The sequence below is a fragment of the Burkholderia sp. SJZ089 genome (genome assembly GCF_007828315.1).
GTDB classification, from domain to species: domain Bacteria; phylum Pseudomonadota; class Gammaproteobacteria; order Burkholderiales; family Burkholderiaceae; genus Burkholderia; species Burkholderia gladioli.
In genome coordinates this window covers 56,647-83,253 of the sequence record NZ_VIUM01000003.1, presented here as the reverse complement: position 1 = coordinate 83,253, position 26,607 = coordinate 56,647, and the positions used below count along the sequence as shown (strand labels likewise).

Annotated in this window: 25 protein-coding genes; 13 read left to right on the top strand and 12 right to left on the bottom strand. The window is 66.6% G+C overall.

The window, feature by feature from the left end:
- Window positions 1-177: 177 nt before the first annotated feature.
- Window positions 178-1,386, top strand: a complete 1,209-nt coding sequence (locus FB600_RS06440; RefSeq protein ID WP_096752201.1) for a cytochrome P450 — start codon at window positions 178-180, stop codon at window positions 1,384-1,386.
- A gap of 239 nt (window positions 1,387-1,625) precedes the next feature.
- Here FB600_RS06440 and FB600_RS37110 read toward each other — a convergent pair whose 3' ends face one another.
- Complete coding sequence (locus tag FB600_RS37110; RefSeq protein WP_025099544.1) at window positions 1,626-2,000, bottom strand: hypothetical protein; 375 nt, start codon at window positions 1,998-2,000, stop codon at window positions 1,626-1,628.
- A gap of 108 nt (window positions 2,001-2,108) precedes the next feature.
- Entirely contained in the window at window positions 2,109-2,291 is a 183-nt protein-coding gene (locus tag FB600_RS37105; protein WP_098151474.1) for a hypothetical protein, read from the bottom strand.
- A 277-nt stretch (window positions 2,292-2,568) separates the two neighbouring features.
- On the opposite strand from FB600_RS37105, the gene FB600_RS37100 reads away from it, so the two are divergent.
- From FB600_RS37100 to FB600_RS06420, 4 genes are all read left to right on the top strand, one after another.
- On the top strand, window positions 2,569-3,492 hold the full coding sequence (locus FB600_RS37100; RefSeq protein WP_096752199.1) for a hypothetical protein: 924 nt from the start codon (window positions 2,569-2,571) through the stop codon (window positions 3,490-3,492).
- Between the two features lie 208 nt (window positions 3,493-3,700).
- Window positions 3,701-5,074, top strand: coding sequence for a nucleobase:cation symporter-2 family protein (locus FB600_RS06430; protein WP_145756389.1), 1,374 nt, complete (start codon window positions 3,701-3,703; stop codon window positions 5,072-5,074).
- Between the two features lie 388 nt (window positions 5,075-5,462).
- On the top strand, window positions 5,463-5,711 hold the full coding sequence (locus FB600_RS06425) for a hypothetical protein (RefSeq protein WP_096752197.1): 249 nt from the start codon (window positions 5,463-5,465) through the stop codon (window positions 5,709-5,711).
- A gap of 25 nt (window positions 5,712-5,736) precedes the next feature.
- Window positions 5,737-5,952, top strand: coding sequence for a hypothetical protein (locus tag FB600_RS06420; protein ID WP_096752196.1), 216 nt, complete (start codon window positions 5,737-5,739; stop codon window positions 5,950-5,952).
- 59 nt (window positions 5,953-6,011) lie between these two features.
- On the opposite strand, the gene FB600_RS06415 is transcribed toward FB600_RS06420, so the two are convergent.
- The 3 genes from FB600_RS06415 to FB600_RS06405 form a co-directional block, all read right to left on the bottom strand.
- Window positions 6,012-6,236 carry a hypothetical protein gene (locus tag FB600_RS06415; RefSeq protein WP_096752195.1) on the bottom strand — a complete coding sequence of 75 codons (225 nt, stop codon included), beginning with the start codon at window positions 6,234-6,236 and terminating at the stop codon, window positions 6,012-6,014.
- 294 nt (window positions 6,237-6,530) lie between these two features.
- Complete coding sequence (gene infA, locus FB600_RS06410; RefSeq protein WP_096752194.1) at window positions 6,531-6,797, bottom strand: translation initiation factor IF-1; 267 nt, start codon at window positions 6,795-6,797, stop codon at window positions 6,531-6,533.
- A 30-nt stretch (window positions 6,798-6,827) separates the two neighbouring features.
- Window positions 6,828-7,031 (bottom strand): cold-shock protein, encoded by a 204-nt coding sequence (locus tag FB600_RS06405; protein ID WP_025099552.1) that lies wholly within the window; start codon window positions 7,029-7,031, stop codon window positions 6,828-6,830.
- Window positions 7,032-7,557: 526 nt separating this feature from the next.
- Between FB600_RS06405 and FB600_RS06400 the strand changes: the two genes are divergently transcribed.
- Genes FB600_RS06400 through FB600_RS06380 form a run of 5 tightly spaced genes read left to right on the top strand, consistent with a single transcriptional unit; the run spans window position 7,558 to window position 9,170 of the window.
- Complete coding sequence (locus FB600_RS06400; RefSeq protein ID WP_046581125.1) at window positions 7,558-7,827, top strand: hypothetical protein; 270 nt, start codon at window positions 7,558-7,560, stop codon at window positions 7,825-7,827.
- 15 nt (window positions 7,828-7,842) lie between these two features.
- The gene (gene rpsU / locus FB600_RS06395; RefSeq protein ID WP_046581126.1) at window positions 7,843-8,055 is read left to right on the top strand and encodes a 30S ribosomal protein S21; all 213 of its coding nucleotides are present in this window, start codon (window positions 7,843-7,845) and stop codon (window positions 8,053-8,055) included.
- 10 nt (window positions 8,056-8,065) lie between these two features.
- A complete protein-coding gene (locus FB600_RS06390; protein ID WP_096752193.1) occupies window positions 8,066-8,305 on the top strand; it encodes a hypothetical protein in 240 nt (79 codons plus the stop codon).
- Between the two features lie 24 nt (window positions 8,306-8,329).
- Window positions 8,330-8,800, top strand: coding sequence for a hypothetical protein (locus FB600_RS06385; RefSeq protein WP_124076835.1), 471 nt, complete (start codon window positions 8,330-8,332; stop codon window positions 8,798-8,800).
- A 7-nt stretch (window positions 8,801-8,807) separates the two neighbouring features.
- Window positions 8,808-9,170 carry a hypothetical protein gene (locus FB600_RS06380; protein WP_047838998.1) on the top strand — a complete coding sequence of 121 codons (363 nt, stop codon included), beginning with the start codon at window positions 8,808-8,810 and terminating at the stop codon, window positions 9,168-9,170.
- Here the strand turns inward: FB600_RS06380 and FB600_RS06375 are convergent.
- Window positions 9,167-10,099 carry a LysR family transcriptional regulator gene (locus FB600_RS06375; RefSeq protein ID WP_098182356.1) on the bottom strand — a complete coding sequence of 311 codons (933 nt, stop codon included), beginning with the start codon at window positions 10,097-10,099 and terminating at the stop codon, window positions 9,167-9,169. The genes FB600_RS06380 and FB600_RS06375 overlap by 4 nt on opposite strands.
- A gap of 138 nt (window positions 10,100-10,237) precedes the next feature.
- Here FB600_RS06375 and FB600_RS06370 point away from each other — a divergent pair, with 138 nt between their 5' ends.
- Together FB600_RS06370 and FB600_RS06365 are read left to right on the top strand one after the other, a co-directional pair.
- On the top strand, window positions 10,238-10,993 hold the full coding sequence (locus FB600_RS06370) for an SDR family NAD(P)-dependent oxidoreductase (RefSeq protein ID WP_098151472.1): 756 nt from the start codon (window positions 10,238-10,240) through the stop codon (window positions 10,991-10,993).
- 83 nt (window positions 10,994-11,076) lie between these two features.
- Window positions 11,077-11,481 carry a nuclear transport factor 2 family protein gene (locus FB600_RS06365; RefSeq protein ID WP_036028348.1) on the top strand — a complete coding sequence of 135 codons (405 nt, stop codon included), beginning with the start codon at window positions 11,077-11,079 and terminating at the stop codon, window positions 11,479-11,481.
- Between the two features lie 27 nt (window positions 11,482-11,508).
- Here the strand turns inward: FB600_RS06365 and gcvA are convergent, their stop codons facing one another.
- The gene (gene gcvA, locus FB600_RS06360) at window positions 11,509-12,402 is read right to left on the bottom strand and encodes a transcriptional regulator GcvA (RefSeq protein WP_047839002.1); all 894 of its coding nucleotides are present in this window, start codon (window positions 12,400-12,402) and stop codon (window positions 11,509-11,511) included.
- Window positions 12,403-12,638: 236 nt separating this feature from the next.
- Between gcvA and gstA the strand changes: the two genes are divergently transcribed.
- On the top strand, window positions 12,639-13,250 hold the full coding sequence (gstA, locus tag FB600_RS06355) for a glutathione transferase GstA (protein ID WP_098151470.1): 612 nt from the start codon (window positions 12,639-12,641) through the stop codon (window positions 13,248-13,250).
- A 113-nt stretch (window positions 13,251-13,363) separates the two neighbouring features.
- Here the strand turns inward: gstA and FB600_RS06350 are convergent, their stop codons facing one another.
- The 5 genes from FB600_RS06350 to FB600_RS06330 all read right to left on the bottom strand — a co-directional run bounded on the left by FB600_RS06350 (window position 13,364) and on the right by FB600_RS06330 (window position 26,576).
- On the bottom strand, window positions 13,364-14,083 hold the full coding sequence (locus tag FB600_RS06350) for a response regulator transcription factor (RefSeq protein WP_105819521.1): 720 nt from the start codon (window positions 14,081-14,083) through the stop codon (window positions 13,364-13,366).
- Window positions 14,080-16,203, bottom strand: a complete 2,124-nt coding sequence (locus FB600_RS37645; protein WP_244116137.1) for a TolC family protein — start codon at window positions 16,201-16,203, stop codon at window positions 14,080-14,082. Before FB600_RS37645 ends, FB600_RS06350 begins: the two co-directional genes overlap by 4 nt.
- Window positions 16,204-16,206: 3 nt before the next feature.
- Window positions 16,207-17,451, bottom strand: coding sequence for an HlyD family type I secretion periplasmic adaptor subunit (locus FB600_RS06340; RefSeq protein WP_227742714.1), 1,245 nt, complete (start codon window positions 17,449-17,451; stop codon window positions 16,207-16,209).
- On the bottom strand, window positions 17,448-19,799 hold the full coding sequence (locus FB600_RS06335) for a type I secretion system permease/ATPase (RefSeq protein WP_096752188.1): 2,352 nt from the start codon (window positions 19,797-19,799) through the stop codon (window positions 17,448-17,450). The genes FB600_RS06340 and FB600_RS06335 overlap by 4 nt, the downstream gene beginning before the upstream one ends.
- Before the next feature lie 228 nt (window positions 19,800-20,027).
- Window positions 20,028-26,576, bottom strand: coding sequence for an Ig-like domain-containing protein (locus FB600_RS06330; protein WP_145756388.1), 6,549 nt, complete (start codon window positions 26,574-26,576; stop codon window positions 20,028-20,030).
- Between the last annotated feature and the right edge of the window lie 31 nt (window positions 26,577-26,607).

Sequence of the window (26,607 nt, the reverse complement as noted above, 5' to 3'; positions counted from 1 at the left end):
GAAAGCAACCGCAGCGGCGCCCCGGCGCTTTCGCTTCGCTGACGCTCCCGCGTCAAGCACGGGGGCGAAGCGCCGACCTGCCGGGCGTATCGAGAAAATTTTCCGTTCCGTGGAATGGACTGCCGCGGCCGGACGTTATGGACAATACTTCCTCATCCGCCCCGCGACCGCCCCCCCATGAACTTCGCCACCTTCTCCTCGCCGGCCTTCTTCGCCGATCCCTACCCGCTTTATGCGCAGTTGCGCGCCAAGGGCGCCCTGCTCGAACTCGCGCCGAACGTGCGCGTGACGGGCGACTACGCGCTGATCGACGCGCTGCTGCGCGAGCGCCGCGCCGGCAAGACCTACCTGGAAAGCGTGCGCGTGCGCTACGGCGAGGAGCGGGTCGGCATGCCGGTGTTCCAGGTGCTGAGCCGGATGTTCCTGATGATGAACCCACCGGTGCACACGCGGCTGCGCAAGCTGCTGATGAAGGCCTTCAACGCGCGGCAGATCGAGAACCTGCGCGAGATCGTCGAGGCCTCCACGCATGAACTGCTCGACGCGATCGCCGCCAAGCCCGAGTTCGACTTCGTGGCCGACTACGCGCTGCCGCAGCCGCTCAACGTGATCTGCCGACTGCTCGACATCCCCTTCGAGGACGGCGCGCGCCTGGGCCGCGCGGCCAGTTGCGTAGCCTCGGCGCTGGACCTGGCGCCGCTCGGCGAGGCCATGCTGGCCGAAGCCAACGAAGGCGCGCTGGCGCTGGAGGCCTATTTCGAGGGCGTGATCGAGCAACGTCGCCGCCAGCCCGGCACGGACCTGGTCTCGGCGCTGATCAGCGTGGAGGACGAGGGCGAGACCTTCGACGAGAAGGAGGTGATCGCCAACGTGATGCTGCTGTTCATCGCCGGCCACGAGACCACCTCGAACACCATGGGCAACGCCATGATCGCGCTGTTCCGCAACCCGGAAAGCCTCGCGGCGATGACGGCCGATCCGGCGCTGGTGCCGGGCGGCGTGGCCGAGCTGGTGCGCTACGACAGCTCGGTGCAGGTGGTGGTGCGCACCGTGTTCGAGGATCTCGAGCTGGAAGGCCATGCGCTGCCGCGCGGCACCCTGCTGTTCCTGCTGGTGGGCGCCTCGAATCGCGATCCGGCGGTGTTCGCCGACCCGGACCGGCTCGACATCCGCCGCGCCAATGCCAAGGCCTCGCTGAGCTTCGGCGGCGGGATCCATTTCTGCCTGGGCGCGCGGCTCGCGCAGATGGAGCTGGAAACCGCGATCGGCGCGATGCTGGCGCGCTTCCCGAAGCTGAGCCCGGTCGATCTCGACCGGCTCGAATGGCATCACCGCAACAACCTGCGCGGCGTGAAGGCGCTGCCGATGCGGACCGGCGTGAACTGAATGCCATCGCGCCCGGGCCGCCCAGGCCCGGGCCATCGACCCTCGCCGACGCGGGCGCGAAGCGCGGCGCCCCGCATCGCGCTTCGCGGCTTCCTGCTTCACCCCTCCTTACGATTTCCCAACGCGCGCGGTGCCCACGCGCCGAAACTTCGCGTTTCGCGATCGTGGTTCGTCTTCGCCGCCCGCTTCGCCGCCTCGCCGCGTTAAACCTGCTATCTGGCCGGTATTGTCCCGGGGCGTCACGCCGGACCGCCGCCCTTCGCGCCGATCGACGATCCGTCACCACGCCCTCTGGCCCATACACGGGAACCGCTGTCCATGCCGCCTCCGTCAGTCACCAACTCGACCCGGATCAACCAGCCGTCCACCACGACCGGCGGGGAGAGTCGACAGACCAACGGTCCCTCGCCACGGGCCAGCGGCGCGGCGAGCCAGCAGGGCGCCGGATCGGGCTCGCTGCAAGCGCTGAACACGCTGCGGCGGCAGCAACGCGTCACCACGCCGAGCGCGAACCTGAGGCAGCGCCGGGCCAGCCTGGAATCGATGGCCAGTTCGGCGTCGCACGATTCGGCCGGTTCGGCCGAGGGCTCGCAACTGCCGATGTCGCCGCACATGGCGGCGCTACTGGCCGGTTCGGACGGCGCCGAGTCCGCCGCGCCGCGCCCGCCGGTTGCGGATGGCACGGATAGCGCACAGCCGCAGCACAACGACGCGCCGCCGTCCTACGAATCGCTGTTCGGCCCGGGGCCGTATCCCGAGGTGGCATCGCCGTCCACCTCGGCCCAGTCGCCCGCGCAATCGTCCTCGCCGCCGCCGGTGCCGCCGCGCCCCGTCGAGACATCGGCCGCGCCTGCCCGTCCGCAGACGCCGCCGCCGCCTCCCCCGCCGCCGCGACCGCCGGCCATGCAATCGCGTCCCCAGACGCCACCGCCACCGGTTCCGCCGCGTCCGACGACCACCCAGGCGCGTCCCGAGACGCCGCCGCCGGTTCCACCGCGCCCAACGACAACCCAGGCGCGGCCTCAGACGCCGCCGGTACCGCCTCGGCCGACGAGTCCCCAGGCGCGCCCGCAGACACCGCCGCCGCCCGTGCCGCCTCGGCCGACGGCCGCGCAAGCGCGCCCGCAGACGCCGCCGCCGGCACCTGCGCGTCCGCCCATGCCGCCGATCGGGATTCCCCCCATGGCGCCCGGTGCGACCTTGCCGGCCTACTCGGCCCCGGAACCATTGCCCGGCTATTCGCAGTTCCCGCCCGAACCGAGCCAGAACGCCAATCAGTGGGCCAGCCAGCTCACGGTGATGAGCCAGTTCGGCGCGTCCGGCCCCGGCCATATCGACGACCTGCTGCAACTGATGGGCGGCCGCCCGATCAGCGACGCCAACGCGGGCCGCGTGAGCGTGGCCGAGCTGAACCAGGCCGACCGGCCGATGGTGGCCGCGCAGGCCGTGGTCCAGCTCGACAACGCGATGACGAAGATGGATGACGCCTCGCTTTCGGGCAAGGACATGCACGACGCGATCGCGGCCACCCAGCACATCGAGCCGGTGCAATTGCGCGCGGCCACGATGGCCAGGCTTGCCGAGCTGCTGAAAAAAGTCGATACGCGCGAAGCGCACCAGAGCGCGTTCAAGGCGATCAGCGACCAGGTCCATACCCTGCCGCCCGAGGCGCGCATGCAGGTGCTGAAGGGCCTGGGCGAGCATGCCTTCCACCCGAGCTTCTCCGGCGGCCCCGAGGCGATGCGCGACGGCACCGCGAACATCCACACCGTGCTCGGCCATCTCGCGCAGATCCCGCCGGAAGCGCGTTCGCCAAGGGAAACGGCCGTGGCGCTCGACGTGATGATCGGCTGGATGCCGAACCTGATGTCGGAAACGCCCGCGAGCCACTGGCAGCCGGTGATGGATTCGCTGATGAAGGAAGCCGGCAAGCTGCCGGAATCCGAGAGCGGCCTCATCAAGAACACGGTCGCGACCATTGCCGGCCATATGCAGCCGGGCGGTGCGCTGCACGGCATGGGCGTGCTGCATCCGAACGACCTGCAGAACATGCTGCTGGTGGTGCCGGATCACCTCAAGCCGCACGCGCATTCGGACGACGAGTGAGGCCGGGGCGGCGGAGCCGCAGGCGCGACCGGCTTGCCGGCGCGGGTTCGTGCCTGCCCGCAAGGCCCGGGCGCCGCTGACTCGTCATTCCGGACCGCCGGACATCCTTCGCGCTCACCTGCGCGCGCGGCCGGCGGTCGATCGCGGCCGCCCGACCCGTTAGAATTCCGCACTTTCCACGCATTCACCTCAACCGGCCCACCCAGCGATGCCTTCCGCTCCCGCACACCACAGCGCAGACGACGCCCCCGTCCACGATCTCGTCTACGGCCCCAACGACCGCCCCTCGCCGGCGGTGGCCTTCGTCGCCGCGCTCCAGCACCTGCTGGCGATCCTGGTGCCGATCGTCACGCCGGGCCTCTTGATCTGCCAGGCGCTGAACGTGCCGACCCGCGACACCACGCTGATCGTGTCGATGTCGCTGGTGATCTCGGGCATCGCCACCTTCCTGCAATGCCGCCGCTTCGGCCCGCTCGGCGCGGGCCTGCTGATCGTGCAGGGCACCAGCTTCAACTTCGTCGGCCCGCTGATCGCCGGCGGCAGCCTGATGGTGAAGCAGGGCACGCCGGTGGAAACGGTGATGGCCGCCATCTTCGGCGTGGTGATCGCGGGCTCCTTCGTGGAGATGGCGGTGTCGCGCATCCTGCCCTTCATCAAGCGGCTGATCACGCCGCTGGTGACCGGCATCGTGGTGCTGCTGATCGGCCTCACGCTGATCAAGGTCGGCCTGGTCAGCATGGGCGGCGGCTACGGCGCGATGGCCAAGGGCACGTTCGCCAGCGCGCAGAACCTCACGCTGTCCTGCGTGGTGCTGGGCACCATCGTCGTGCTGAACCGCGTGCCGATCGTCTGGGTGCGCAGCACGGCGCTGGTGATCGCGCTGGCCATCGGCTACCTCGCCGCCGCCGCGATGGGCCGGCTCGACTTCACCGGCGCGCGCGAGGCCGCGCTGTTCCAAGTGCCCACGCCGCTGCACTTCGGCATCGGCTTCTCGTGGTCGCTGTTCGTGCCGATGCTGATCATCTACGTGGTCACCTCGCTGGAGGCGATCGGCGACGTGACAGCCACCAGCAAGGTATCGCGCGAGCCGGTGGAAGGACCGTTGTGGATGCAACGAATCAAGGGCGGCGTGCTGGTGAACGGCGCGAACTCGCTGCTGGCCGGCGTGTTCAATACCTTCCCCAGCTCGGTGTTCGCGCAGAACAATGGCGTGATCCAGCTGACCGGCATCGCCAGCCGCCACGTGGGCGTGTGGATCGCCGGCATGCTGGTGGTGCTGGGGCTGTTCCCGGCGGTGGCCGGCGTGCTGCAGGCGGTGCCGGAGCCGGTGCTGGGTGGCGCGGCAATGGTGATGTTCGGCGCGGTGGCCGCCTCGGGCATCAACATCCTGGCCGGCGTGAAGCTCGACCGGCGCGCGCTGCTGATCATCGCGGTGTCGCTGGCGCTGGGGCTGGGGGTGTCGCAGGTCCCGGAAATCCTCACCAATCTGCCGCATGCGCTGAAGAACGTGCTGGCTTCGGGCGTGGCCACCGGCGGGCTGTGCGCGTTGTTGATGAACTGGTTCCTGCCTGAGAGGAAGTAGGCCGCGCCGCAGCATCCTTCCCTCGTCATCAAGCTGTTCCTGGCCTTGCCGGTGTTCGGCTGAACCCGCGTTCCGCCCTTACAAAATTAAGCTGTACAAACACGGCGAGACGCGTAGCATGGTGCGCAGCGATGCCGTCCTCCTGTCGACGGCATCGCGCCCGGCTTGCGCGGCAATGCGCGATTTCGCCGGGCCATGGCCGATCCAGCACCGCGATCCCGGTTGACGATCGGCCCGCCGCAATCCATGCGGCCCAGCCCCTTGTTCCAGGGGGCCAGTTCACTGTCCTGCCCGCCTCCGGATCACGCCCGCCAAGCGGCACATCCTCGTGCCGATACGCCCGATCAGCCTTGCTCCAGCCGCGCGCCGGGGATGCAGGAGTCACGCCATGAAAAAATCCGAACTGCTTCGATCGATTCGAAGCGACAGCTCAGCCTTCGTCGACCGGCATCTGCCCGCCGGCGCGCAAGCCGAGCTGCAACGCCTGATCGGCGAGCGACGCTGCGAGGTGGATGTCGACACCTTCCTGATGTTCGCGTCGATCCGCGAAAGCCTGGGCACGAGTGGCACGGGCAACAGGCAGACCGACCGCGAGGCCAGCGAGATCATGGCGCTGCTGTGTGTCGGCGACGCCTGACCGATCCGGCGAAAGGAGAGATTCCATGTCGACCATGGCAAACGAGTTTCGTGTCGATCCGACACCCCGTCGCGCGGACGGCGAATATATCGCGCACGCGCGCATCAGTTCGAATCGCCTGGATGGCGTCGAATACGATGTGTACCTGAGTGGGGATCTGGCAGCCTTCGAGCTGCGCGAGGACGCGATCGCCTATGCCCGGAACTGGGCCCGGGCCTGGCTGCAGGCAGCTCACGGTTGAGCGCGCGCGGCTGGCTTGGCTTGGCTTGGCTTGGCTTGGCTTGGCTTGGCGGCGCGAATTTAGCCGCGTGTGTCGATCCACTGGCTGGCCCAGCGATCGGAATAACCCAGGGCAGCCTCTTCGGTGCCGAAGTAATCGAGCGAGTAGAACTCGTAGAGCGCGGGCTCGCCGTGGCGCTCCACGCGCCGGAGCGTCAGGTTCGAGGAAAAGCTGCCGTCAGGAAGACGGTGGACCGAGGGCGAGACCGCATAACCGCGGTATTGTCGAGTAGTCGTGACTTGCATGATAAGTAGAAAATTTCATGAGCATGGATTGGGTGTGACACTGGCTCGGCGTGGTGCCGATGGATGGTCAGGAATCCTGCTATTCAGGGATAGCACTGCCGGCGCGATGAGCACGGCGAGTGGATAGGTGGCTGGCGGGATCAGGCCAGGCTCGCATCGGGCGAGACTTGAAACTGCATGAAGATCCACACGAGCGAGCGACGCGAATACGGGCGTATCCGCCAATCGCACTTGAAGCGGGAGCGCGTCAACGCGCCGGCACGAGAGCTGTGCCGCGCGTCGATGCGCCTGGCATCAGCGCCGGAAAGTCCTGGGGCTGGACGCACCCGTCGAGGCGCGTTCGTCCTTGTGACGATAGTTGATGCGGCCCTTGGTCAGGTCGTACATCGACATCTCAAGCCGAACACGATCACCGGCAAGAATGCGGATGTGATTCTTCTTCAGGCGGCCAGATGCATAAGCGCCCACCACGGCTCCGTTCTCGAGCGTCACGCGATAGCGGCTGTCAGGCAACACTTCGTCGACAACGCCATCCAGTTCCAGTAGTTCTTCCTTTGCCAAATTCGCTTCTCCAATGACGGGACAGGTGAATCAGAGTGCCTTGATGTTGCTCGCCTGGAGCCCCTTGGGGCCCATCTTCGTTTCGAAGCTCACGCGCTGGCCTTCGACCAGGGTGCGGAAGCCGTCACCGCGAATTTCGGAAAAATGAGCGAAGAGGTCATCCTTGCTGTTGTCCGGCGCGATGAAGCCGAAACCCTTGCTGTCGTTGAACCACTTGACGATACCGGTGTCCATGAAAATCCTTTGATGTTGAGTAGACGTACAGAGCCACGCGCCCTGTTCGAGCACGCAAAAGAATCAAGGAGGGAGAGGACAACGAATACCGCGGTAGAGCGGTCAGTGATGAGCAGCAATCGCGCTTCTTGTAGACTTCAGCGACAGACCTTACGCGCAACGGCCGAATTGGTCAAGTGATTTCGCTCGCGGCATCGCTTCGTCGTACCCAGGAATCGCGCTCCGAGGATCGGGGGCAGGACGCTCACCTGCTTGCCTGCTCGCTCGCGAACGAACGCGGCGAGGGCCGCGGCCGAGCCAAATATAAATTGCGCGCGGCGCCGTTTCTCGCCGAACAAGCGGAGTATGATGAATCACGCTTCGGGGCCATGCCTCTCGTCGGGCATCTCCGCCTCGACGTTCCTCATCCCCTGTCCCGCTCGTCGATCACTCGACTGTCTCTCATCACCCGCTGCCAGCCACACCACGCGCCGGCAGTCCGTCACGATTCATTGCTTCAGCCCACGCGGCACGCCAGGAGGCGAACATGAGCATGCACCTTTATCGCGGATTCGAGATCTATCCGCTGATCTATCCCCACGCGAAGCCAGCGGCAGGCTCGGGCCGCAACTATGACGACGGCTTCGACGCGGCCGTCAAGATCTGCCTGCGAGGCACCGAGCTGACCCGCAGCAATACCTTCAAGCTGAGCGAGGCATCGCCATTCCTGACCGCCGGTGCCGCGCGTCGCGCCTCGCTCGAATTCGCGCAAGGCGTGATCGACCGGAACGACGGCGAGAACTGGATGCCCTCATAACTTCACCAGGTAGCCATGACCAAAGTCGTACTGAAGATCAACGAACCGGTCGAGGTCGCGCTGCGTCGATTTCGCCGCGAAATCCAGAAAACCGGCCTGATCCAGGAACTGCGCGCCCGAGGCGCCTACGAGAAGCCGACCACGCAACGCAAGCGCAAGCTCGCCAGCGCGGTATCCCGGCAACGCGCCCGGCTCAGGCGCGCGACGCCGCCACCGAAGCTGTATTGAGGAACACGACATGGAAGCCAGGCAAGTGGCAGGCCGAACCTACTTCGCCTTGACGCGTTGCGAAGTCGACTTCAATCCCGCGCTCGACCGGATCACCTTGCTGCCGACCTATTACGCGTTCGGCTGCGAGTATGGCAATCGCGGATTCACGCTGGATCGCAACGATGCGTTCGAGTTGATCGCCGCCATCGAAAAGGCGCTCAGTGTCGACGGCAACCCCGCCGTCGGTCGTCCCCCGTCACGCTCGTGATCTTCCGAGGCATCGCTCATCCGCATGAACACTGACGCCAGCTCACCGAATCGAAGCGATCTCCTGCACCTGCTTCGCGAGGCTCACGCTTCGGGAGAAGAGATGGAGCGCCGTTTGCGGCGTCTCCTGGTCCAGGGTTCACGCGCCGCGCCTGGCCCGGAAATGCAAGCCCTGCTGGCGCAGACGATCGAGCAACAAGGCCTGCTGAACGCTGCGCTGAGCCGGATCGAGGATACGCAAGGCACGGCGCGGCAAGGTTCGCCAGACGCCGCAACGATGCCGATACCGGCCGATACCGCCGCCAATGCGCAGGACACTCACGCGCTGCTCGATCTGCGCGACGACATGCTGCGCGAAGTCGGGCTCTACGCCGAGCTGATCGAGACCGCGGAATCCACCGGGTTCTTCGAAACCAAGTTCGTCTGCGAAGGCATCCTGTCCCGGAAGTCGGCGACGATCGAATGGCTGGGAACGCAGCAGCAGCCGGACCGATGATCCCCACATGGACCACAGCCCGGCCGGCAAGCCAGCACTCATGAAGTACGTCACCCTGCTGTACTTTCTCGTCGTCGCCCAGTTGGCCGCGAAGCGGCAGCTGGATTCGTGGCTACCCGTCGCGCAGCTGGTGGCCCTGCTTCACCACTGGATCGACGAACACCAGATGAAATGCGACTGGCGCGACCGGATCTGGCTCGGCAAGGCCTCGCTCGAAGTGGCGCGCTCCGTGCATGCCGCGTATGGCCCGGCCTTCGTCGTTCCATTCCTGTCGACGGTGGCCGAATCGCGGACGATGGCCGGCGACGCGCGAGAGAAGCGGTCCATACTGAGGACCGCCTGCTTCCATTACCTCACGCGCAAGCTCTAGCGCGCCGGGCCTGCTCCCGGGCGGCTGTCGTACGACGCGAACAGCTCCACCACCCAATCCACGAACACCCTGAGGCGGGCGCTGTTGTACCGCGCCTGCGCGAACACCACATGCACCGGCTGCACGGGCCGCGTCCATGTCGGCAGGATCCGCACCAGCTCGCCGCGCGCCACCGCCGGCTGCGCCATGAAGGCGAAGGTCTGGCCGATGCCGAGCCCGCTGACCAGCGAGGTCAGATGCGCCGTGCTTTCGTTCACGCAGACCGCGCGCGCGCCCTTGGGCTCGACCGTGAGCCGTTCGCCGCCGCGCTCGAACAGCATCGGGAACGGCCGGCCGGTCAGCGAGGAAAAATAGCCGGAAAGTTCATGCCCTTCGCGCAGATCGTCGGGATGCCCCGGTATTCCGCGTTCGGCGAGATAGGCCGCGCTGGCGTAGGTGCCCCATTCGAGGCTGGCGATGCGCCGCGCGACCAGCGAGGCATCGCTCAGCTCGCCGCCGCGGATCACGCAATCGACGCCTTCGCCGATCAGGTCGGCATGCCGGTCGCTCACGCCCACGTCGAGCTGGATGTCGGGGAAGCGGCGTCGGAATTCGGGCAGGCGCGGCAGCAGGATCAGGTTCGCGAACGACGAGCCGATATCGACGCGCACACGCCCGCGCGGCTTGCCGTGCACGTCGGCGAAGCGCCCGTCCATCTCGTCGAGGTCGGCCAGCAGCTTCACGGCGTTGCGGTAATAGCTCTGCCCTTCCTCCGTCACCACCACCTTGCGCGTCGAGCGCTGGAACAGCTTCACGCGCAGATGCGTCTCCAGCTCCTGGATCAGCTTCGACACCGTGGCGCGCGGCACGTCGAGCGTGTCGGCCGCCTTGCCGAAGCCGCCCGACTCGGCGATGCGCACGAAAACGCGTAACGCCAGCAATTGGTCCATGCCCTTTCCTTTTTCCGGTCAGGTGCCAGTCTATCAATTATCCATATACATGGAAAATCAATTCGAAAAATTGCTATTTTTCTCTGACAAGGAAATATTTATCGTTACGCCATCGACACTCATCAACCGGAGAAGATCATGAGCAAGCGACTGGAAGGCAAGGTGGCACTGGTAACGGGCGGCACGAGCGGGATCGGCCTGGCCACCGCGAAGGACCTGGCGGCGCAAGGCGCGCGCGTCGTCATCACGGGCCGCCGCCAGGCGGAACTCGACCAGGCGGTGGCGGCGCTCGGCCAGGGCGTGCGCGGCGTTCGCAGCGACGTGACGCGCTCGGCCGATCTCGACGCGCTGTTCGAGACGATCCGCGCCACCGAAGGCCGGCTCGACGTACTGTTCACCAACGCCGGCGGCGGCTCGATGGCCGCGCTCGGCGAGATCAGCGAGCAGCATTTCGACGACACCTTCGAGCGCAACGTCAAGGCGGTGGTGTTCACCGTGCAGAAGGCCCTGCCGCTGATGCCGCAAGGCGCCTCGATCATCCTGAACGGCTCGATCGCGGGCTCGACGGGCACCCAGGCCTTCAGCATCTACGGCGCCTCGAAGGCCGCCGTGCGCGCGCTGGCGCGCAGCTGGGTGCTGGACCTGAAGGAGCGCGGCATCCGCGTCAACGTGGTGAGCCCCGGCTCGACGCGCACCATCGGCCTGGCCGAGCTCGGCGGCGATACCCAGGAAGGCCAGGACGGCCTGCTCGCCTACCTCGCCTCGCTGGTGCCGATCGGCCGCCTGGCCGATCCGTCGGAGATCGCCAAGGTGGTCAGCTTCCTGGCCTCGGACGATTCGAGCTTCATCAACGGCGCGGAGATCACCGCCGACGGCGGCCAGGCCCAGGTCTGAAACGCCCTGTCGATCGATACCCGGCCGCCCGCGACGGGCGTGAGGCATGCATCGCGCGGCGGCCGCTCAACGGAGAAAACATCATGGAACAGGCATCGGCGCTGCTGCGCCACTACATCGAGAAGGTACGCGACCCGAAGGCGGCCGCGGCGCTGTTCGCCGAGGACGGCGTGCTCGAACTGCCGTACCTGACGAGCCTCGGCGCGCCGAGCACGGGCGCCAAGGGGCCGGCCGCGATCGAGAAGTTCATCGCCTCGCTGCTGGCCAAGGTGCCGGACTTCGCGTTCAAGGACGTGCGCATCCTGATCGACACGCCCGGGCAGGTTTTCGGCGAATACTCGGTCGAGGCGCTGGTGCCCTCGACGGGCAAGGTCTATCGGCAGATGTACGCGGGCCGGCTGGTCGCGGAGGGCGGCAAGATCAAGCTGCTGCGCGAGTCGCTCGACACGGTGGCCGCGCAACAGGCCTTCGCGCCGCCGGCAGCCTGATGCTGCCGGCACACGGCCGTGCCAATATCAATCTCTCGCCATTTCCAGCAACCAGTCGCGCAAGGCGGTCACCTTGGCGCTATCCGCGAATTCGACCGGCGAGACCAGATAAAAGCCGCGGTCGGTAGTCGCCACCAGGTCGAACGGCGCCACCAGCCGTCCGGCGCGCAGATCGTCCTCGACATAGGCGCGCCGTCCGATGCAAACGCCCTGCCCGTCGACCGCCGCCTGCACCGCCAGCAGCGCGAGATCGAAGCTCATGCGCGCGCTGCCCGCCAGACGGACGGGGAGCGCCGCCGCTTCGAGCCAACGTGGCCAATCGTCGGCCGTCACGCCATTGACCTGCAGCAGGGTGTGATGTGCCAGATCGGCAGGCTCGACCAGCGCCGGCCCATCCGCCAGCAAGCTCGGGCTGCAGACCGGCAGGATCTCGTCGCCCATCAGCCGGTCGCAGCGCAGCCCCTTCCAGTCGCCGTGACCATAGCGAATTCCCACGTCCGAACCGCCGGCCACGAAATCGACGAAATCGGTCGAGGCGCCGATGCGAATATCGATGCCGGGATGAGCGCGGCGAAACGAGCCGAGACGCGGCAGCAGCCATTTCGAGGCGAACGTGGCCAGCGTGCTGATGGTCAGCGTGGTGTCGCGGCCGCCTTCGCTTAGCTGTTCAGTCGAGAAACGCAATTGCTCGAAGGCCAGGCTCACGCCCTGCAGGTATGCCTGCCCGGCCGGCGTCAGCTCCAGGCGCTCCCTGAGGCGCCGGAACAGCCGGATGCCCAGTTCATCCTCCAGCCGACGGACCTGGTGACTGACGGCCGTCTGCGTGACGCTCAACTCGGCCGCCGCGCGCGTGAAGCTCATATGGCGTGCCGCGCATTCGAATACCTTCAGGCCGTTCAGCGAGGGAAGTCTTGCCGCCATGGAATGTGGTCAAGGAAATGGAGCCGTCGAAGACGAGGAGGCCGCTCCGGCCCCCGTGTCGAAACCAGGCCGATGAGGCGCGTCGATTCTAGCGCATGAGAATTTCTCATGCCCTGCCCGGCGAGATGTCATTTGCCGGAAATATGGCGACGCTGCGATGCTGTCAGTCGAATCGATTTTCCCGCCATCATTTCCTTATCGCTTTCCTGATCCCGCCTCTTATTCGAGCGATCGCCATGAAGCTCTACTTCGCGCCCAATACCTGCTCGCTGTCTCCCCATATCGTGTTGCACGAACTCGGCTTGCCGTTCGACCTGGTTCGGGTCGACAACAAGACCAAGCACACCTCGGAAGGCGGGAATTTTCTCGACATCAATCCCAAGGGTTACGTGGCGGCCCTCGTGCTCGACAACGGCGAAGTGCTCACCGAGGGGCCGGCGATCCTGCAATATCTGGCGGACCTGAAACCCGAGGCGCAACTGGCGCCGCCCGCCGGAAGCTGGGCTCGCGTGCGACTGCAGGAAACGCTCAACTTCATCACCGCGGAAATCCATGCGGGCTGCAGCCCGCTGTTCAATACGGCGCTGCCGGAGAACGTGAAGACGATGTTCCGGGAGAAGCTGTTCAAGCGGCTCGATACGATGGAAGCCACGCTGTCGCAGCAGGATTTCCTGCATGGACGATTCGGCGTGGCCGATGCTTACCTGTACACCGTCCTGGCATGGCTGCCGTTGTTCTCCATCGACATCGCGCGCTGGCCCGACCTGGCGCGTTTCATGGCACGGATCGGTGCTCGCGCGTCGGTGAAAGCCGCGTTGGCGGCAGAAGACGCGACGCCCGGATGTTGACCGCGAACGTCCGGACGCACGCTCGGCACTTCAGGCGATGCGAAGCGGCCGTAACGACTGCGTCGGCTTCCTGACTCCCGACAGCATGGCGCGCGGCTGATCGCCGGCCGCGTTCACTCCCGGCCCCGCCCGACGCGATCGTGATGCGACAGCCTCGCGATCAGCTCGGCATCGTTGCGCACGCCCAGCTTGCGATACGCGGCCTGCTTCTGTGAACTGATGGTCTTGTAGCCGCGCCCGACGCGATCGGCGATCTGCGAGATCGACAAGCCCTCCAGGCAATACTCCAGCACGGTGCGTTCGCGCGTGGTGAGATCGGGATGCATGAGCAGCGTGGCGGCATCGTCGATCGTCTGCATGCCTGACGAAGCGGAAACCGGCAGCGCGAACCCGCCCGGTGCGGGCCGTGTCCCCATCACCCGCGCGCTGAAATAGGTATTCCCGGCCGCCACCTTGCGAACCGCCTCGATATGATCGTCGAGCGATTGCGTGCGGCCGATGAAGCCATGCACGCCCAGCTGGAACAGGCGCGCGATGGTATTCGCGCGCTCGTGTTCGGAGCAGATCAGGATGCGCATCGCCGGGTAGCCGGCGCGCAAGGCCCACACCAGATCGAGGCCGTCGCTGGCGTCGAGCACATGATTCATCACCACGATCTCGAAGCTGGCGCCGGCGGCCAGCGCACCCAGCAGCTCGTCGGCCAGACCGAATGCACCCGCCACCGTCCACCCCGGCTCCTGCTCGATACGCGTGCGAAGCGCGAAGCGAACCAGTTCGTGCGAGTCGAGCAGCGCAATCGCCAGGGATGGCACTTCGTGCGGAATCGGATTCATACGGTCCCCTTCAGCCAGCTCATCAGCTCGCCCGCGCTGCTCAACTCGCGGAACACCGCCTCGTAACCATCGAAGCGCGTGGTGATCTCGCTGACGCGATTGCCATAGTGGTCATTCTCGGCCTGCAGCACGTCGAGCAGCGTGCGCTTGCCCAGGTGATACCACTGATCGAAGAAGGCCTTGCGCACGCGATCGGTCTCGTCGACCAGATCGCCATAGAGCGTCGAGCGTTCGAGCAGGGTGCGCGCGTCCTCGTCGGCCGCGCGGATCGCGTATTCCAGGTCGAGACGCGCCTGTTCGACCTTGCGCTCGCTCGCCTGGGCCCGCGCCAGGGCGGCTTGCTGCGCGGCCCGGGCCGAGCCGCCCTGGAAGGCGTTCCAGCTCAGCGTGAGCATGGTCTGGAAAGGCTGTCGGCGATCGGCGATATCACGGCCGGTGGTCTTGCTCACCACCCAGTTGACCGCGGGCCGCGACGAGGCCTTCACCGCGTCGGCCAGCAAGCGCGCCGCCTGCGCCTCGGCCCGCGCCTGGCGGATCTGCGGATGCTGGTTCATGTTCGAGAGCAGGCGTTCGAGGCGGGCCGGTTCGATATTCCAGGCGGACGACGAGGGCAAGTGCAGTTGCCGATCGCCAATCAGCTTGCGCAGCGTCAGTTCGGTATCGCGCGCCTTCGCCGCCACCGTGTCGCGGGAAGCCAGCGCCTGCAGCAACCGCGCGCGCGCCTGGGTCAGTTCGCTGGCCCGGCCGCGGTCGATCTCGACGATCTGGCTCAGCATCGTCACCAATTGCTGCATGCGGTCCACGAACTGCTGGCTGATGCCGATCAGTTGCCGCTGCTTGGCCAGTTCGACCATGGTGGTGGCCACGGTGTACGCCGAGTTCTCTCGCTGCGCGTCGTAGAACTCCTTGCCGGCGTCGGCGGTCTGCTTGCGGCTCTTGATCGTCTTGGACAGATAGCCCCAGTCGAACACGGACGTGGTCAGGTTCGCGGTGACCGCCGTGCCCTGGCCAGGCGCGTTGCTGGCGGGGCCGGCGAACTCCACCGACCGGGAGCGCGATGACAGCTGCAATTGCGGCCAGCGCTTGCCCTTGGCCTCGTCGACGTCGGCGAGCTGGGCCTGGTACGAAGCATAGGCGAACTGGACCTGCGGACTGCGATCGAAGGCGGCCTCCACCGCGGCGAGGAAGATCGGCCGCAAATCGCCACGCGGGGACATCGAGGCGCTGCCGCTCGCGGCAGCGGGATCGGCAGCCCAGTAGTGGGCCATGTCGGAGAGCGAGGCAGCCGATGGCGGGGACGAGGCCTCGCCTGGATCGGCCAGATGCAGACGGTCGTCGCGCTCCGGGAAGTTTCGCGCCAGGCGTTCCCTGTCGAGTATCGCCGCCAGCGTGATCGGACCGGTTTCGGCCGATGCCAGCGACGCACCGCCCGCCGATATGTCGTTGTGCGGCACCAGCGCTCCCGCTCTGGCCGTCAAGGTGCGAGCCCGGGTCCGCATCCGGGTTTCGGCCCACTGGATTGCCGTGGCCCAATCCGGCGTGGCGGCCGATGTTGGTTCAGCCGCGTTCGACAACGAAACTGGCGGCAATGCCAACACGTGGGTGGATCGTGTGCGCCGCGCATCGCCCGGCGCGAGGCTCGACGGCGGCGCCGAATCGGGCAGCGCCGGCTCGACGGCCCCGGCCGGCCGGCCCGGATGCGCCGACATGGCCGGCGATGCACGACGACGCGCTGCCTCGCTCCCGCCGCGCGCGGCCGACTCGTGCGCCTTCGCCGCACGCCGCTGCTGCCATAGCGCGGCAATCCTGAGGGCACGCTCGGTACGCGCCTCCCGCCGCTGCCGGCGAGCCGCCAGTTCGGCATCGTCGAGGCCGCTCACGTCATCGTCGGACAGGGAAATCGTCAAAACCGTGTCGACGGGATCGGTGCGTAGCGGAACATCGCCAAGCCGGGCTTTCGCGGCATCCGCCGGCTGGGTCGCGGCGCCCGCCTCCGCCACGTGCGATCCCGCGAACACGCCGGTCGCCAGCAGCAGCGACAGCGTCGTTCGACGCAAGGGCAGATCGGTCAACAAGCCATCGCCCACCAGCGGCTCACGGCTCGGTTTAGTGGCTGCCATGGCTCATCGCTCCCGGAAGGCTTCCTGTGCCTTGAAGATCGGCTTCAGCAGGAAATCAAGAATGGTCTTTTCGCCGGTACGGATCTCGACGCGCGCGATCATCCCCGGCATGATCGGCAGTTGCTTGCCGCCGGCCTCAAGATAAGCGCGGTCGGTCAGCACCTGCACACGGTAGAAGGTCGCGTCCTTGCCGGCGGCGGCCTTGGCGTCGTCCTTCAGCGTGTCGGGGCTGATATAGCTCACCTTGCCCTTCAACCCGCCATAGATGCCGAAGTCGTAGGCGGTGATCTTGACCATCGCCGGCTGCCCCGGCCGCAGGAACGCGACGTCCGACGGCTTGATCTTGCCTTCGACCAGCAGTTGATCTTCGAGCGGCACGATTTCGAGAATGTGCTCGCCGGGCTGGATCACGCCGCCGATCGTGTTTACGCGCACGTTCTTCACAGTGCCGTAGACCGGCGCCACCACGCTGGTGCGCGACAGCACATCGCGGCGGCCGACCAGCGACTCGTTGGTCTGCGCGAGCTCCAGCTCCAGCTTCGTCAGCTCGGAATTCGCATCGGCCTGGTAGCGATTGCGACGCTCGACCATCTGCGACTTCAGCTCGTTCGCGGTGCGCTTCATGCGCAGCAGCTCGACGTCGGACATCAAGCCCTTGGCGGCCAGCGGCTCGGCCAGCTCGATTTCCTTCTGCTGCAGCGCGTAGCTGCGTTCCAGCGCGGCGATGGACTCGTCGAGTGCGTGCCGCCGCGAGTTGTATGCCTTGGTTTCCATCTGCACGACCTCGGTCTCGCCGCGTACCTCCGGCGGAAACACCAGCGGCTGCGAAAACGCCTCCGCGCGCAGCCGCGCCAGTGTCGCCTTCAGTCCCACCGCCTTCGAATAGGCCTCGCGATAGCTGGTCTGCGCGCGGGTCGGGTCGATCTTCAGCAGCATCTGGCCTTTCCTGACGATATCGCCCTCGCGCACGTTCATCTCTTCCAGGATGCCGCCTTCGAGGCTCTGGATCACCTGCTCGCGGCTGCGCGAAATGACGGTGGCTTCGCCCTGCGTGATCTCCTCCACGCGCGCGAACCGGGCCCAGGCCAGGAAGGCGACCAGCAGCGCGGCCACCACGTAGAGCATCAGCTTCGACCCCGGCGAAGATTGCGTGAGCAAGGCCGCGCGCATGTCGCTCATGTATTCGACCTCGGCCTTGCGCATTTTCGGCTCGTCGCCGCGGCGCCGCCACTTGAGCTTGGGGATCACGCGCTGCCCTCCATCGGCTCGTTCGGCGCCTCGGCCGCGGAGCGCGCCGCATGCTCCTCGCGCAAGGGCCGCATTCGGACGGTGCGAGCGGGCCGGACAGGCGCCGCCGCGGGTACCGCCTCCGCATCACGCGCACCGGAGCCGGGTTGGCCTTCATGCTGGCCGGCGAGCCGGGCGAGGATCGTATCCTTGGGGCCGTCCGCCACGATCCGGCCATCCTCGACCACCACGATGCGTTCGACCAGTGCCAGCAGCGAAGGCCGGTGCGTGACCACCACCAGGGTCTGCCCGGCCGTGGCACGCGACAGATGCGCGATGAAGGCCGCCTCGGTCTGCGTGTCCATCGCGCTGGTCGGCTCGTCAAACAGCAACAGCTGTGGATGCGTGAGCAGCGTGCGCGCCAACGCAACCAGTTGCCGCTGGCCGCCCGACAAACCCGCGCCGCCCTCGCCGATCGGCAGGTTCACGCCCATCGGATGCCGCGCGGCCACCTCGTCGAGTCCGGTCAGCTTCAGCACGCGCAGCAGTTCCTCGGTGGTGGCATCGGGCCGCGCGATCATCACGTTCTGGCGCAGCGAGCCGTAGAACAGTCGCACGTCCTGCCCGACGTAACCGACCGCGCGCCGCCAGTCGGCCGGATCGATCTGCTCGACCGCGAGCCCGCCGAGGAACATGGCGCCCTGCGTGGGCATGTACATGCGCCCCATCATGCGCAACAAGGTGGATTTACCGCTGCCGATCCGCCCGAGCACGGCTACGCGCTCACCCGGATCGATGGCGAGGTGAATGCCTTTCAGGATCTCGGGATTGGGTTGCATCGGCGGCGCCGGATAGGCGAAGCGCACGTCCTTGAGTTCGACGCGCCCTTCGAGAGGAGGATCGGCCAGGTATTCGCGGCTCGGGTCGCGCTCGGCCGGCATGTCCATCAAGCGATTCAGCGATTCGAAGGCCGCCTTGGCCTGCTGGAAGCGCAGCGCCAGTCCCATCACCGCATTGAGCGGCGCGGTGGCGCGTCCGGCCAGCATCACCGAGGCGATCAGGGAACCCTGGGTTAGACGGCCCTCGGTGATCAGGTAGACGCCGGTGACGATCAGCACGACCGTCTGCACCTGCTGCAGGAACTGCACGATCGTCATCGCACGGGAGGACAGCGTCTTGGTGCGCTGCGAGGTGGCCGCCTGCATCGCGCTGAAGGTTTCCCAGCGCCGCTGCATGTAGCCCTCGCCGCCGACGGCCTTCAGCGTCTCCAGCCCTTCGATCGACTCGATCAGCACGCCCTGCTTCAACGATGCCTCGCGCAGGTTTTCCTTCATCGCGCGCGCCAGCGGCCACTGGACCGCCACGCTGATGCCGACGATGATCGGAATCATCATGGTCGGGATCCAGCCGAGCGGGCCGCCCACGGCAAAGATCACGCCGGCGAACATCAGCACGAAGGGCAAATCGGTGACGGCCGACAAGGTGGCCGAGGTGGCGAAATCGCGGACGGACTCGAACTCGCGCAGCTGGTTCGCGAACGAGCCGGAGGACTGCGGACGATGCTCCATGCGGATCGACAAGGCCTTGCGGAACAACATGCTGCCCATCACCAGGTCCGCCTTCTTGCCGGCCGCGTCGATCAGGTGGGCGCGCGTATGACGCGAGATGCCCTCGAACACCATCGCGATCACCACGCCGATCGCCAGCGACCAGAGCGTGACGAAGGCCTGGTTCGGCACCACGCGGTCGTAGACGTTCATGGTGAAGAAGATCGACGCCAGGCCCAGCACGTTGATCAGCACGGCGCCGAGCCCCGCGCTGTAGTAGAAGCGGCGATAGCGCCAGATGGTGCGGGTCAGCCAGTGGCCGAGCGGCTCGGGAGTGAGCTCGCCGGCGCGCATGTCGACCTTGGCGGCCGGCTTCACGAGCACCGCGAACCCGCCATAGAGTTCGGTGAGCTGTTCGTCGCTGTACTCGACGGGCCCGCCTGCGATCTCCGGCATCCAGACCTGGCAGAGCAGCGCACCGCGGCGCTCGGAATCGGTGTCGCGCCGCACGCCGAGCAGGACACAGCCGCCCTTGTCCTTGCGGATCAGCAACATCGGCATCAGATGGCCCGGCAACATCCGCAGTTCGCGCTCGACCATCCCGGCCTGCATGCCGGCGTTGGCGAATGCGTCGATCACCATCGTCGGGGCCAGGAAGCCGAACTTCGGCAAGCCGGCCGTCATGGCATCGCGGCTCTTGCCGAAGCCATAGTGCTCGCAAAGCCAGCTCACGCAGTCCAGCAGGCTGTCCTGGTAGGTCGCTTCGCTTTTCGGTGCCGCATCCTGTTGATCTGCCCCGCCGGACAAGGTGTTCGCGGTCATGCTGCTTTCTCCCGACGCGGCGGAAAGCAACGAAACCGACCTTGGCCGCCCACGACGCGCGCGAAGCAGCGAAAGCCTGCCGACCGTGTACCCTCACAACGCGAAATAGCCTGAATACGTGAAATTCGTCAGAGGATTCTGAGGAATGCGGCCAATCGTGGAAAGCTGACCGGTCAGAAAACGCGCAACTGCCTACAGTTGCGCGTCAGTCGGATTGGCAAGGGAACGTCAGGTGGAATGGATGTCGATACCGTGCGAGACGGACCAGTCCAGTTGCGACATGCCGTTGTCGTGGGAGAGATGGGGCATGCCGGCGCCTGCTGCGTCGTTCGACGCGCGCATGTCGGATAGGTCGCTCGCCAGTCCCGGCAAATCGGCAGCGCCCGAGACCGCGCACGTTGCCGGCTTCTCCAGACTGCCGTTTGCGGGGAACAGGTCCGGCGCACCATCCTGCAGCAGATCGGACAGCGACAGCTTCAAAGCATCCGTCCGATCCGCATGAGCCGCCTCGCCGAGCCATGCCGGTTCGACGCCGACGGCAGCGTCATGGACATGAGGCGACACCCGTGGTTCCGGCCGAGCCGCCTCGGCGATGGGCTGGCTGCCCGGTCGACCGACATCGGGTGCCTCCTCGCCGTGCCTCTGCGCCGACGTGACCGACGCTCCCGCAGCCGACGGCGCCTCATGCGCGACGCTTGCCGCATGCGCGACATGTCGCTCCGGCGGAACCTCGCGGGCGGTGGCATGCATCGCGGCATCGGTCGCGGCGTCGTCGATCGGCGGCGAGGCGAACAGCGTATCCAGTCGATACCAGGCATCCTCGATCTCGATCACGTACATATTGCTCGGCCCCAGCATTTCGCCGTTCGGCCCTTCCGCGATCACCGAGAACGCGTGGACGCCCTCGTCCAGATCGTGGTCCGGAAGGTAGGACCAGCGGCCGTGCTCATCGGCGCGCACCGAGCCGATCAGGTCCTGCGCGTTCTCGTAGAGATAGACCAGATAGCCGGCCGCCGCCGTGCCGACGATATGCGGTCGCAAGGCATCCGTCGAACCATTGGGCGCGACGATATGGTGGGCATCATCATGGATGGCGGTAATGACCGGCTCGGCCGGCGTCGGCGGCTCGGCCGTGTCGACCGTGAAACGGAACGGCTCGCTGGGGTTGCTCAAAACGCCAGTCACGCCCACCACGCGAGCCGTGATTTCATGTCGGCCGTCAAGCAGATCCCCGGCCGGCTCGAACCGCCAATCACCATGCGCATCGGCCCTGGCGCTGCCGATCTGGCCCAACATCGTGCCCACCCTGTCATACAGGTAGACGAGCGCGCCGGCATCGGCGATGCCCTTGACCAGCGGTCGAGCATCGTCGGTCACGCTGCTGCCGTCGTGATTGAGCGGTCCGATCTCGGCGCCAACGTCGTCGATCACGTCGATGATCTGGGGCTCGCGGGGCAGGCTTGTATCGATGCGCATCGTATAAGGCTCGGACGGCTCGCTGACGTTACCCGCGATGTCGGCGGCGGTGGCCCTCACCTCGTAGACGCCGCTGTCCATGTCCTCGTCGGGCACCACGGACCAGGTGCCATGTGCATCCGCCTTCGCCGAGCCAAGCACGATCCGCTCGCCATCGATCAAGGCCTGGAGGGTGACGATCGAGAAAGGCTCCGACACGCCGCCGAACATGGGCTTCGTATCGTCGGTGACGCCCGACTCCATGATGTTGCCGACCAGCGAGCCGACATCGTCCATCACCATGGTGATGGCGGGCGGCTGCGGCGCCTCGGTGTCGATGATCAGCCTGAAGCCGTCGCTCGGCTCGCTGAAATGGCCGGCCGCGTCCTGCGCGACGACGGTGAACACATGTTCGCCGTCGAACAGGCGCACGATCGAGGTGAAGGTCCATTTGCCGGCCGCGTCGGCCAGCGTCGAGCCGAGCACGGTGTCGCCATCGCGCACGATCACGAGCGAGCCGGCCTCGGCACGGCCGGTGAAACCGGGTGTCTTGTCGTCGATGCGGCTGCCCGATGAGGTCGGCCGCTGGATCGGACCGACGTCGTCCAAGGCCGAATCGATGGTCGGCCGGCCCGGCGGGGTGAGATCGATCACCAGGGAAAATGGCGCGGTCGTGACGGTCTTGCCGTCGAGCCCCACCGAAGACGCCGTCACGTTGTGCCGGCCCTCCGACAAGGCAACCGGCAGGATCAGTGACCAGTGGCCATCGGCATCCGCCAGCACGCTGCCGACCTGCTTGCCGTCCACGCGCACGTTCACCAGCGAATTGGCAAGCGCCACGCCGGCGATCTCCGGACTCCGCTCGTCGGTCGCCTGGCCCGGCTGCAGCCCACCCACGATCACACCCTCATGGTCGATCACGGACTGGATCGCGAGAATGCTGCCTGGATCGCCGCCGCTACTATTGCCGAAGGAGCGGGTATCGACCGTGAAGTCGAGTGCCGGGCTGCGCTCGGTGGTATTTCCTGCCGGATCGGACAGGGTGGCCGAGAAACTGTGGCGGCCGTCCGCCAGGGGCGCGTTCGGACGAAATGTCCAGGTCTTGTCGGGCTTGACATGCGTATGACCGATCACCTGATCGCCGTCGTAGATCGTGACCAGCGGGCCGACACTAGTCAATTCGCTGTAGTGTTCACCCTTGCCTTGATAGATCGGCATCGCATCGTCAGTTACGCCGTCGGGGCGGATCTGTCCTCGCGACGTGCCAACATTGTCGGTCAAGGTCTCGCCGCCCGGCATCCAAGGCGGAAACATCGCCGAGACCAGAGTGAAGGTCTGCAATGACGGCAGGCCCTCCGCTGCCGCCAGACGGAGGTTTTGTGGCTGGCGTATCCGATCGAACAGTTTGCTAAAGCTGATCTCGAGAGAAAACCGGCCATCGGCATCACGATCCACATGATATGTGTCTCGCTGCACCCACTCGCCGCTCATCGGAAAAAACTCCCCTCTGGTGTACAGCGTGACGGTGTCGCTCGTCGACCATCCCTTCAATGTCACGCGGCCGTATGCCCAATCCCGGGAATGCAACTCGCCACCTTTCCATTCGGCGCCATCGATCCAGGCTTCGTTGTGCCCCTCCTTGACCGCCAGGACCCGGAATTCCCGGGGCTCGCTGCGCGCGCTGCTGTTACCGGCCTGGTCCGTCACGACCGCCGTCAAACTGTGGCGTCCTTGGGAAAAGGGCTGCGCCGGCACGAAAGCCCAAAGGCCATATTCATCACTCGCGGTTGCCGAGCCGATGACACGATCGTAGTCGTAGACCGTGACCGTCGCGCCAGGCTCGGCATTGCCCCTGAACCGCTCCATCGTGTTGATGGTGCCCATGCCGGGTTCGAGCGGATCCGACTGATTGCCGAACACCCTCAGGTTCGTCGCCACTTCCGGCGGCTCGGTGTCGACCACCAGATCGAAAGCCCAGCTTTGCGGGCTGGTTCCCGAGCTTGCCGTGATCCGGTACTCGCCGTCGGCCAGCGGATGGGAAGGCGAGAAGGACCAACTGCCGTCGGATGCCGCCTGCACCGAGCCCAACGACACGCCATCCGCAAATACCGTGACCAGAGAATCCGGCGTCGCCCTGCCCCGGATTTCCGGCGTGACGTCGCTGGTCGGCTGACCAGACTGCAGCAGGTCCCGATGCCCGAGCACCTGATGGAGCGCGATCATGCCAGGCAGGCTGTGCGCCGCCGAGGTGTCCACCCTGAAGTCGATCGCCTCGCTGCGCGGGCTCGGGTTACCGGCTTCGTCCACCACCACGGTCGACAGGCTGTGGGTGCCGTCGGCCAGCGGCGCGAGCGGCCGGAACGTCCATGTGCCGTCGGGCTGAACCCGCGTCTGGCCCAGTACCTCCTCGCCGTCCAGGACCTTCACGAGCGCGCCCGGCTCGGCATGGCCGCTGTAGACAGGCGTTGCATCGTCGGTCCTGCCGCCGTCGGCGATGGCGCCTCGTGCCGGCCCCACGTTGTCGCGCAAGGACATGCCGGTGGACGGCAACGGCGCGACCATGTCGATGTCGACGAGGAATTCACCGGTCCTCGCGCCGAGCGTGCCGTCGCCATTCTCCGCGGCCGCCGTGAAGCGATGCTCACCATGCGCCAGCGCACTGTCGGAACGGAACCACCAGCGCCCCGTCTCGTCCGCCGTCACACGGCCAAACTCTTCACCGTCGAGATAGACGTGTACGACACTGCCGGGCTGCGCCGTACCCATCACGGTGGGATTCTCGTCGGCCGTCACGCCCTGATGCGCGACATTTCCGCTGCCGGGCAGCTTGGCATCGAGCACGCCCGTGATAGCCGCGGCGCTCGCTACACCGCCCACCAGCACCGTGAAGGGAAACGCCTCGCTGGCCTCGCTGATGCTGCCCGATGAATCGCGCACGATCACCTGGAGCCGGTGCTCGCCATCGACCAGCGGCGCCAGGGGCGGTGCCGGCTCGAATTGCCAATTGCCGTCAGCGTCAGCCCGCGTGCTGCCGAGTTGCAGCGTCACGCCGAGCACATTGTCGAACACGAACACGACGCCATGCGGCGATGCGCTACCCTTGATGACCGGCTGCGCATCGTCGGTGCGATCGTGGGGCTTCAGCGGCCCGGTCTCCTGGCCAACGTCGTCGATCACCTCCAGGATGGCGGGCGGCGGCGGCTTGTGCCAGCCGGTGGTATCGACATTCACCACGAAGACATCGCTCGCGACGCTGAGATTGCCCGCATCGTCTCGCGCCTTCGCCGTCAACTCGTGCGCGCCCTCGTCCAGCGGCCGGGACGGCGTGAAGCTCCAGCGACCGCCAAGGTTCGCCATGGTCGTACCGATCAGCAGGCCACCATCGTAGATCTCCACCTTGGCGCCCACCTCGGCCCGGCCCTGCAGGGTCGGCGTGGCGTCGTCCGTGAAGTCGTGACTGGCAAGCGCGCCTTGCTCCTCGCCCACGTCGTCGAAGACCAGGTCGATGGTCGGATGCCCCGGCGGCACGGTATCGACCACGAGGTAATACGGCGCCGATGGCTCGCTCTGCTGGCCGAGTGGATCCGTCGACTGCGCCAGCAAGGTATGCGCACCTTCGGCCAGCCGATGGCCGGCATTCGGCACGAAGCGCCAGTTGCCCTGTTCGTCAGCGTCCGTGGAGCCCAACACCGTATTCCCGTCCCGGATCGTCACCCGCGCATGCGGCTTGGCGATACCCTCCATGGCCGGAAACGGATCGTTCGTGACGCCCCCGTTCGGCACATCACCGGTGTGCGGCTCCACGTCGTCGATCACGCGAACGATCATGACCGTGCCTGGCCCGGATACGTCGATGCGTATCGTGTGAGGCTCGCTCGGCATGCTGATGTTGCCCGCCGCGTCCCGGGCAATCACCGTGAACACGTGCTCGGCTTCGGCGAGGGCCGATCCAGGGGCGAAACTCCAATTTCCTTCCCCATCCGCCACGCTCGATCCGATGACGTCGAGGCCGTCGCGCACCACCACGATGGCGCCAGCTTCAGCCTTGCCGGACAAGGTCGGCGACGCATCGTCGGTCATGCCGTGATCCGGGACCAGGCCCGTCAGCGGACCCACGTCGTCGTGCACGGCCTCGATCACCGGCCGGGGCGGCGGGGTGGTGTCGATGGTCACGAGGTAGTCGCGCGACGGCGCGCTGCTGTTGCCGAGGCGATTGACCGATACCACGCTGAGATGGTGATCGCCGTCAGCGAGTGGCGCTTTGAGCGCGATCGACCAGGTTCCGCTCGCGTCGATCCTGGTACTGCCGATCGGCTCGGCGGCCCCGTTGTCGTAAGCCAGCACGACGGTGCCGATTTCCCCGCGTCCTTTCAGCGTCGGTGTCGCGTCATTGGTCGCCTCGCCCCGATTCACGATGCCGATGCTCGGCTCGACGTCGTCGATCACCCAATCGAACAGCGGACGGCTCGGCACCGCCGGCCCGATCACCACGGTAAAAGGATCGGAGGCCAGACCGCCTTTGCCGTTCTCACCGACCTCGATCGCGCTCAGGCTGTGCTCGCCGGCCGTCAGCGGCTGCCCGGCGGGAATCGGGAATGACCAGCTACCGTCGGGCGCCACCGTCGCCGCGCCGGCCAGGCTAGCGTCGACATAAACGAGAATCGCATCCCCCGGCATGTTTCCCGTGCCGACCAGGGACGGGCGCGGATCGTTTGTCATGCCCGTGCTCTCGATACGACCGCCACCTTCCGCATCGGCAAGCAGGTAACGGATCACGGGAGCGCCGGCCATGTCGTCACGCGCCGCCGCGTCATGCGGGATCGACCGCACCGAGTTCGAGGATCCCGACGATGCCACCGCCACACCGGCAGCCACGGCAGCCAGGCCGAGCGCGCCCATCCCGAGCGGGGTCCAGTCAGGCCCGCCGACGGCATTGCCGGCAGCGGCGTCGGGCACCGTCGCGCCCGGCAAGGCAAGCGTGGCGACGGCATCGTCGGCCAGCGTCGACACCCCGATCGACGCCCCGTCGTACGAGTAGTACTGCCCGTCCGCGCCTTCGGCGAGCAGGCTGCCGCCCGATCCGTAGTAATCCGCTATCTGGATCGGCGGCGATGCATCGCCATCGGCACCGATCCACAGATCGTCGCCGTGCCGCCGCACCACCGCTTCGAGCGGTGCCTTGCCGGTTTCCGCATCGACGAGGATGTAGCGCGCGTTCGGCATCGCCTCGATTCTGGCGATTGCGTCTGGCGCCAGCCGACGGGGATCGACGACACGCGTCACGCCCTGGTCGTCGGCAAGCAAAATCTTGATCACGCTCATGTGAATACCCTGGGATTCGAAACAGAGGAGA

Bases quoted from the DNA above. Each gene is read 5' to 3' on its own strand.
- FB600_RS06440 (WP_096752201.1), top strand. From the start codon at position 178: ATGAACTTCGCCACCTTCTCCTCGCCGGCCTTCTTCGCCGATCCCTAC.
- FB600_RS06420 (WP_096752196.1), top strand. From the start codon at position 5,737: ATGTCGACCATGGCAAACGAGTTTCGTGTCGATCCGACACCCCGTCGC.
- FB600_RS06365 (WP_036028348.1), top strand. From the start codon at position 11,077: ATGGAACAGGCATCGGCGCTGCTGCGCCACTACATCGAGAAGGTACGC.
- FB600_RS06385 (WP_124076835.1), top strand. From the start codon at position 8,330: ATGAACACTGACGCCAGCTCACCGAATCGAAGCGATCTCCTGCACCTG.
- FB600_RS06335 (WP_096752188.1), bottom strand. From the start codon at position 19,799: ATGACCGCGAACACCTTGTCCGGCGGGGCAGATCAACAGGATGCGGCA.
- FB600_RS06375 (WP_098182356.1), bottom strand. From the start codon at position 10,099: ATGGACCAATTGCTGGCGTTACGCGTTTTCGTGCGCATCGCCGAGTCG.
- FB600_RS06380 (WP_047838998.1), top strand. From the start codon at position 8,808: ATGGACCACAGCCCGGCCGGCAAGCCAGCACTCATGAAGTACGTCACC.
- FB600_RS06415 (WP_096752195.1), bottom strand. From the start codon at position 6,236: ATGCAAGTCACGACTACTCGACAATACCGCGGTTATGCGGTCTCGCCC.
- gstA (WP_098151470.1), top strand. From the start codon at position 12,639: ATGAAGCTCTACTTCGCGCCCAATACCTGCTCGCTGTCTCCCCATATC.
- FB600_RS06400 (WP_046581125.1), top strand. From the start codon at position 7,558: ATGAGCATGCACCTTTATCGCGGATTCGAGATCTATCCGCTGATCTAT.
- FB600_RS06430 (WP_145756389.1), top strand. From the start codon at position 3,701: ATGCCTTCCGCTCCCGCACACCACAGCGCAGACGACGCCCCCGTCCAC.
- FB600_RS37100 (WP_096752199.1), top strand. From the start codon at position 2,569: ATGGCGCCCGGTGCGACCTTGCCGGCCTACTCGGCCCCGGAACCATTG.
- FB600_RS06390 (WP_096752193.1), top strand. From the start codon at position 8,066: ATGGAAGCCAGGCAAGTGGCAGGCCGAACCTACTTCGCCTTGACGCGT.
- FB600_RS06350 (WP_105819521.1), bottom strand. From the start codon at position 14,083: ATGAATCCGATTCCGCACGAAGTGCCATCCCTGGCGATTGCGCTGCTC.
- FB600_RS06330 (WP_145756388.1), bottom strand. From the start codon at position 26,576: ATGAGCGTGATCAAGATTTTGCTTGCCGACGACCAGGGCGTGACGCGT.
- FB600_RS37110 (WP_025099544.1), bottom strand. From the start codon at position 2,000: ATGTGCGGCGACATCGGCAGTTGCGAGCCCTCGGCCGAACCGGCCGAA.
- FB600_RS37645 (WP_244116137.1), bottom strand. From the start codon at position 16,203: ATGGCAGCCACTAAACCGAGCCGTGAGCCGCTGGTGGGCGATGGCTTG.
- gcvA (WP_047839002.1), bottom strand. From the start codon at position 12,402: ATGGCGGCAAGACTTCCCTCGCTGAACGGCCTGAAGGTATTCGAATGC.
- rpsU (WP_046581126.1), top strand. From the start codon at position 7,843: ATGACCAAAGTCGTACTGAAGATCAACGAACCGGTCGAGGTCGCGCTG.
- FB600_RS37105 (WP_098151474.1), bottom strand. From the start codon at position 2,291: ATGGCCGGCGGTCGCGGCGGCGGGGGAGGCGGCGGCGGCGTCTGCGGA.
- FB600_RS06425 (WP_096752197.1), top strand. From the start codon at position 5,463: ATGAAAAAATCCGAACTGCTTCGATCGATTCGAAGCGACAGCTCAGCC.
- FB600_RS06405 (WP_025099552.1), bottom strand. From the start codon at position 7,031: ATGGACACCGGTATCGTCAAGTGGTTCAACGACAGCAAGGGTTTCGGC.
- FB600_RS06370 (WP_098151472.1), top strand. From the start codon at position 10,238: ATGAGCAAGCGACTGGAAGGCAAGGTGGCACTGGTAACGGGCGGCACG.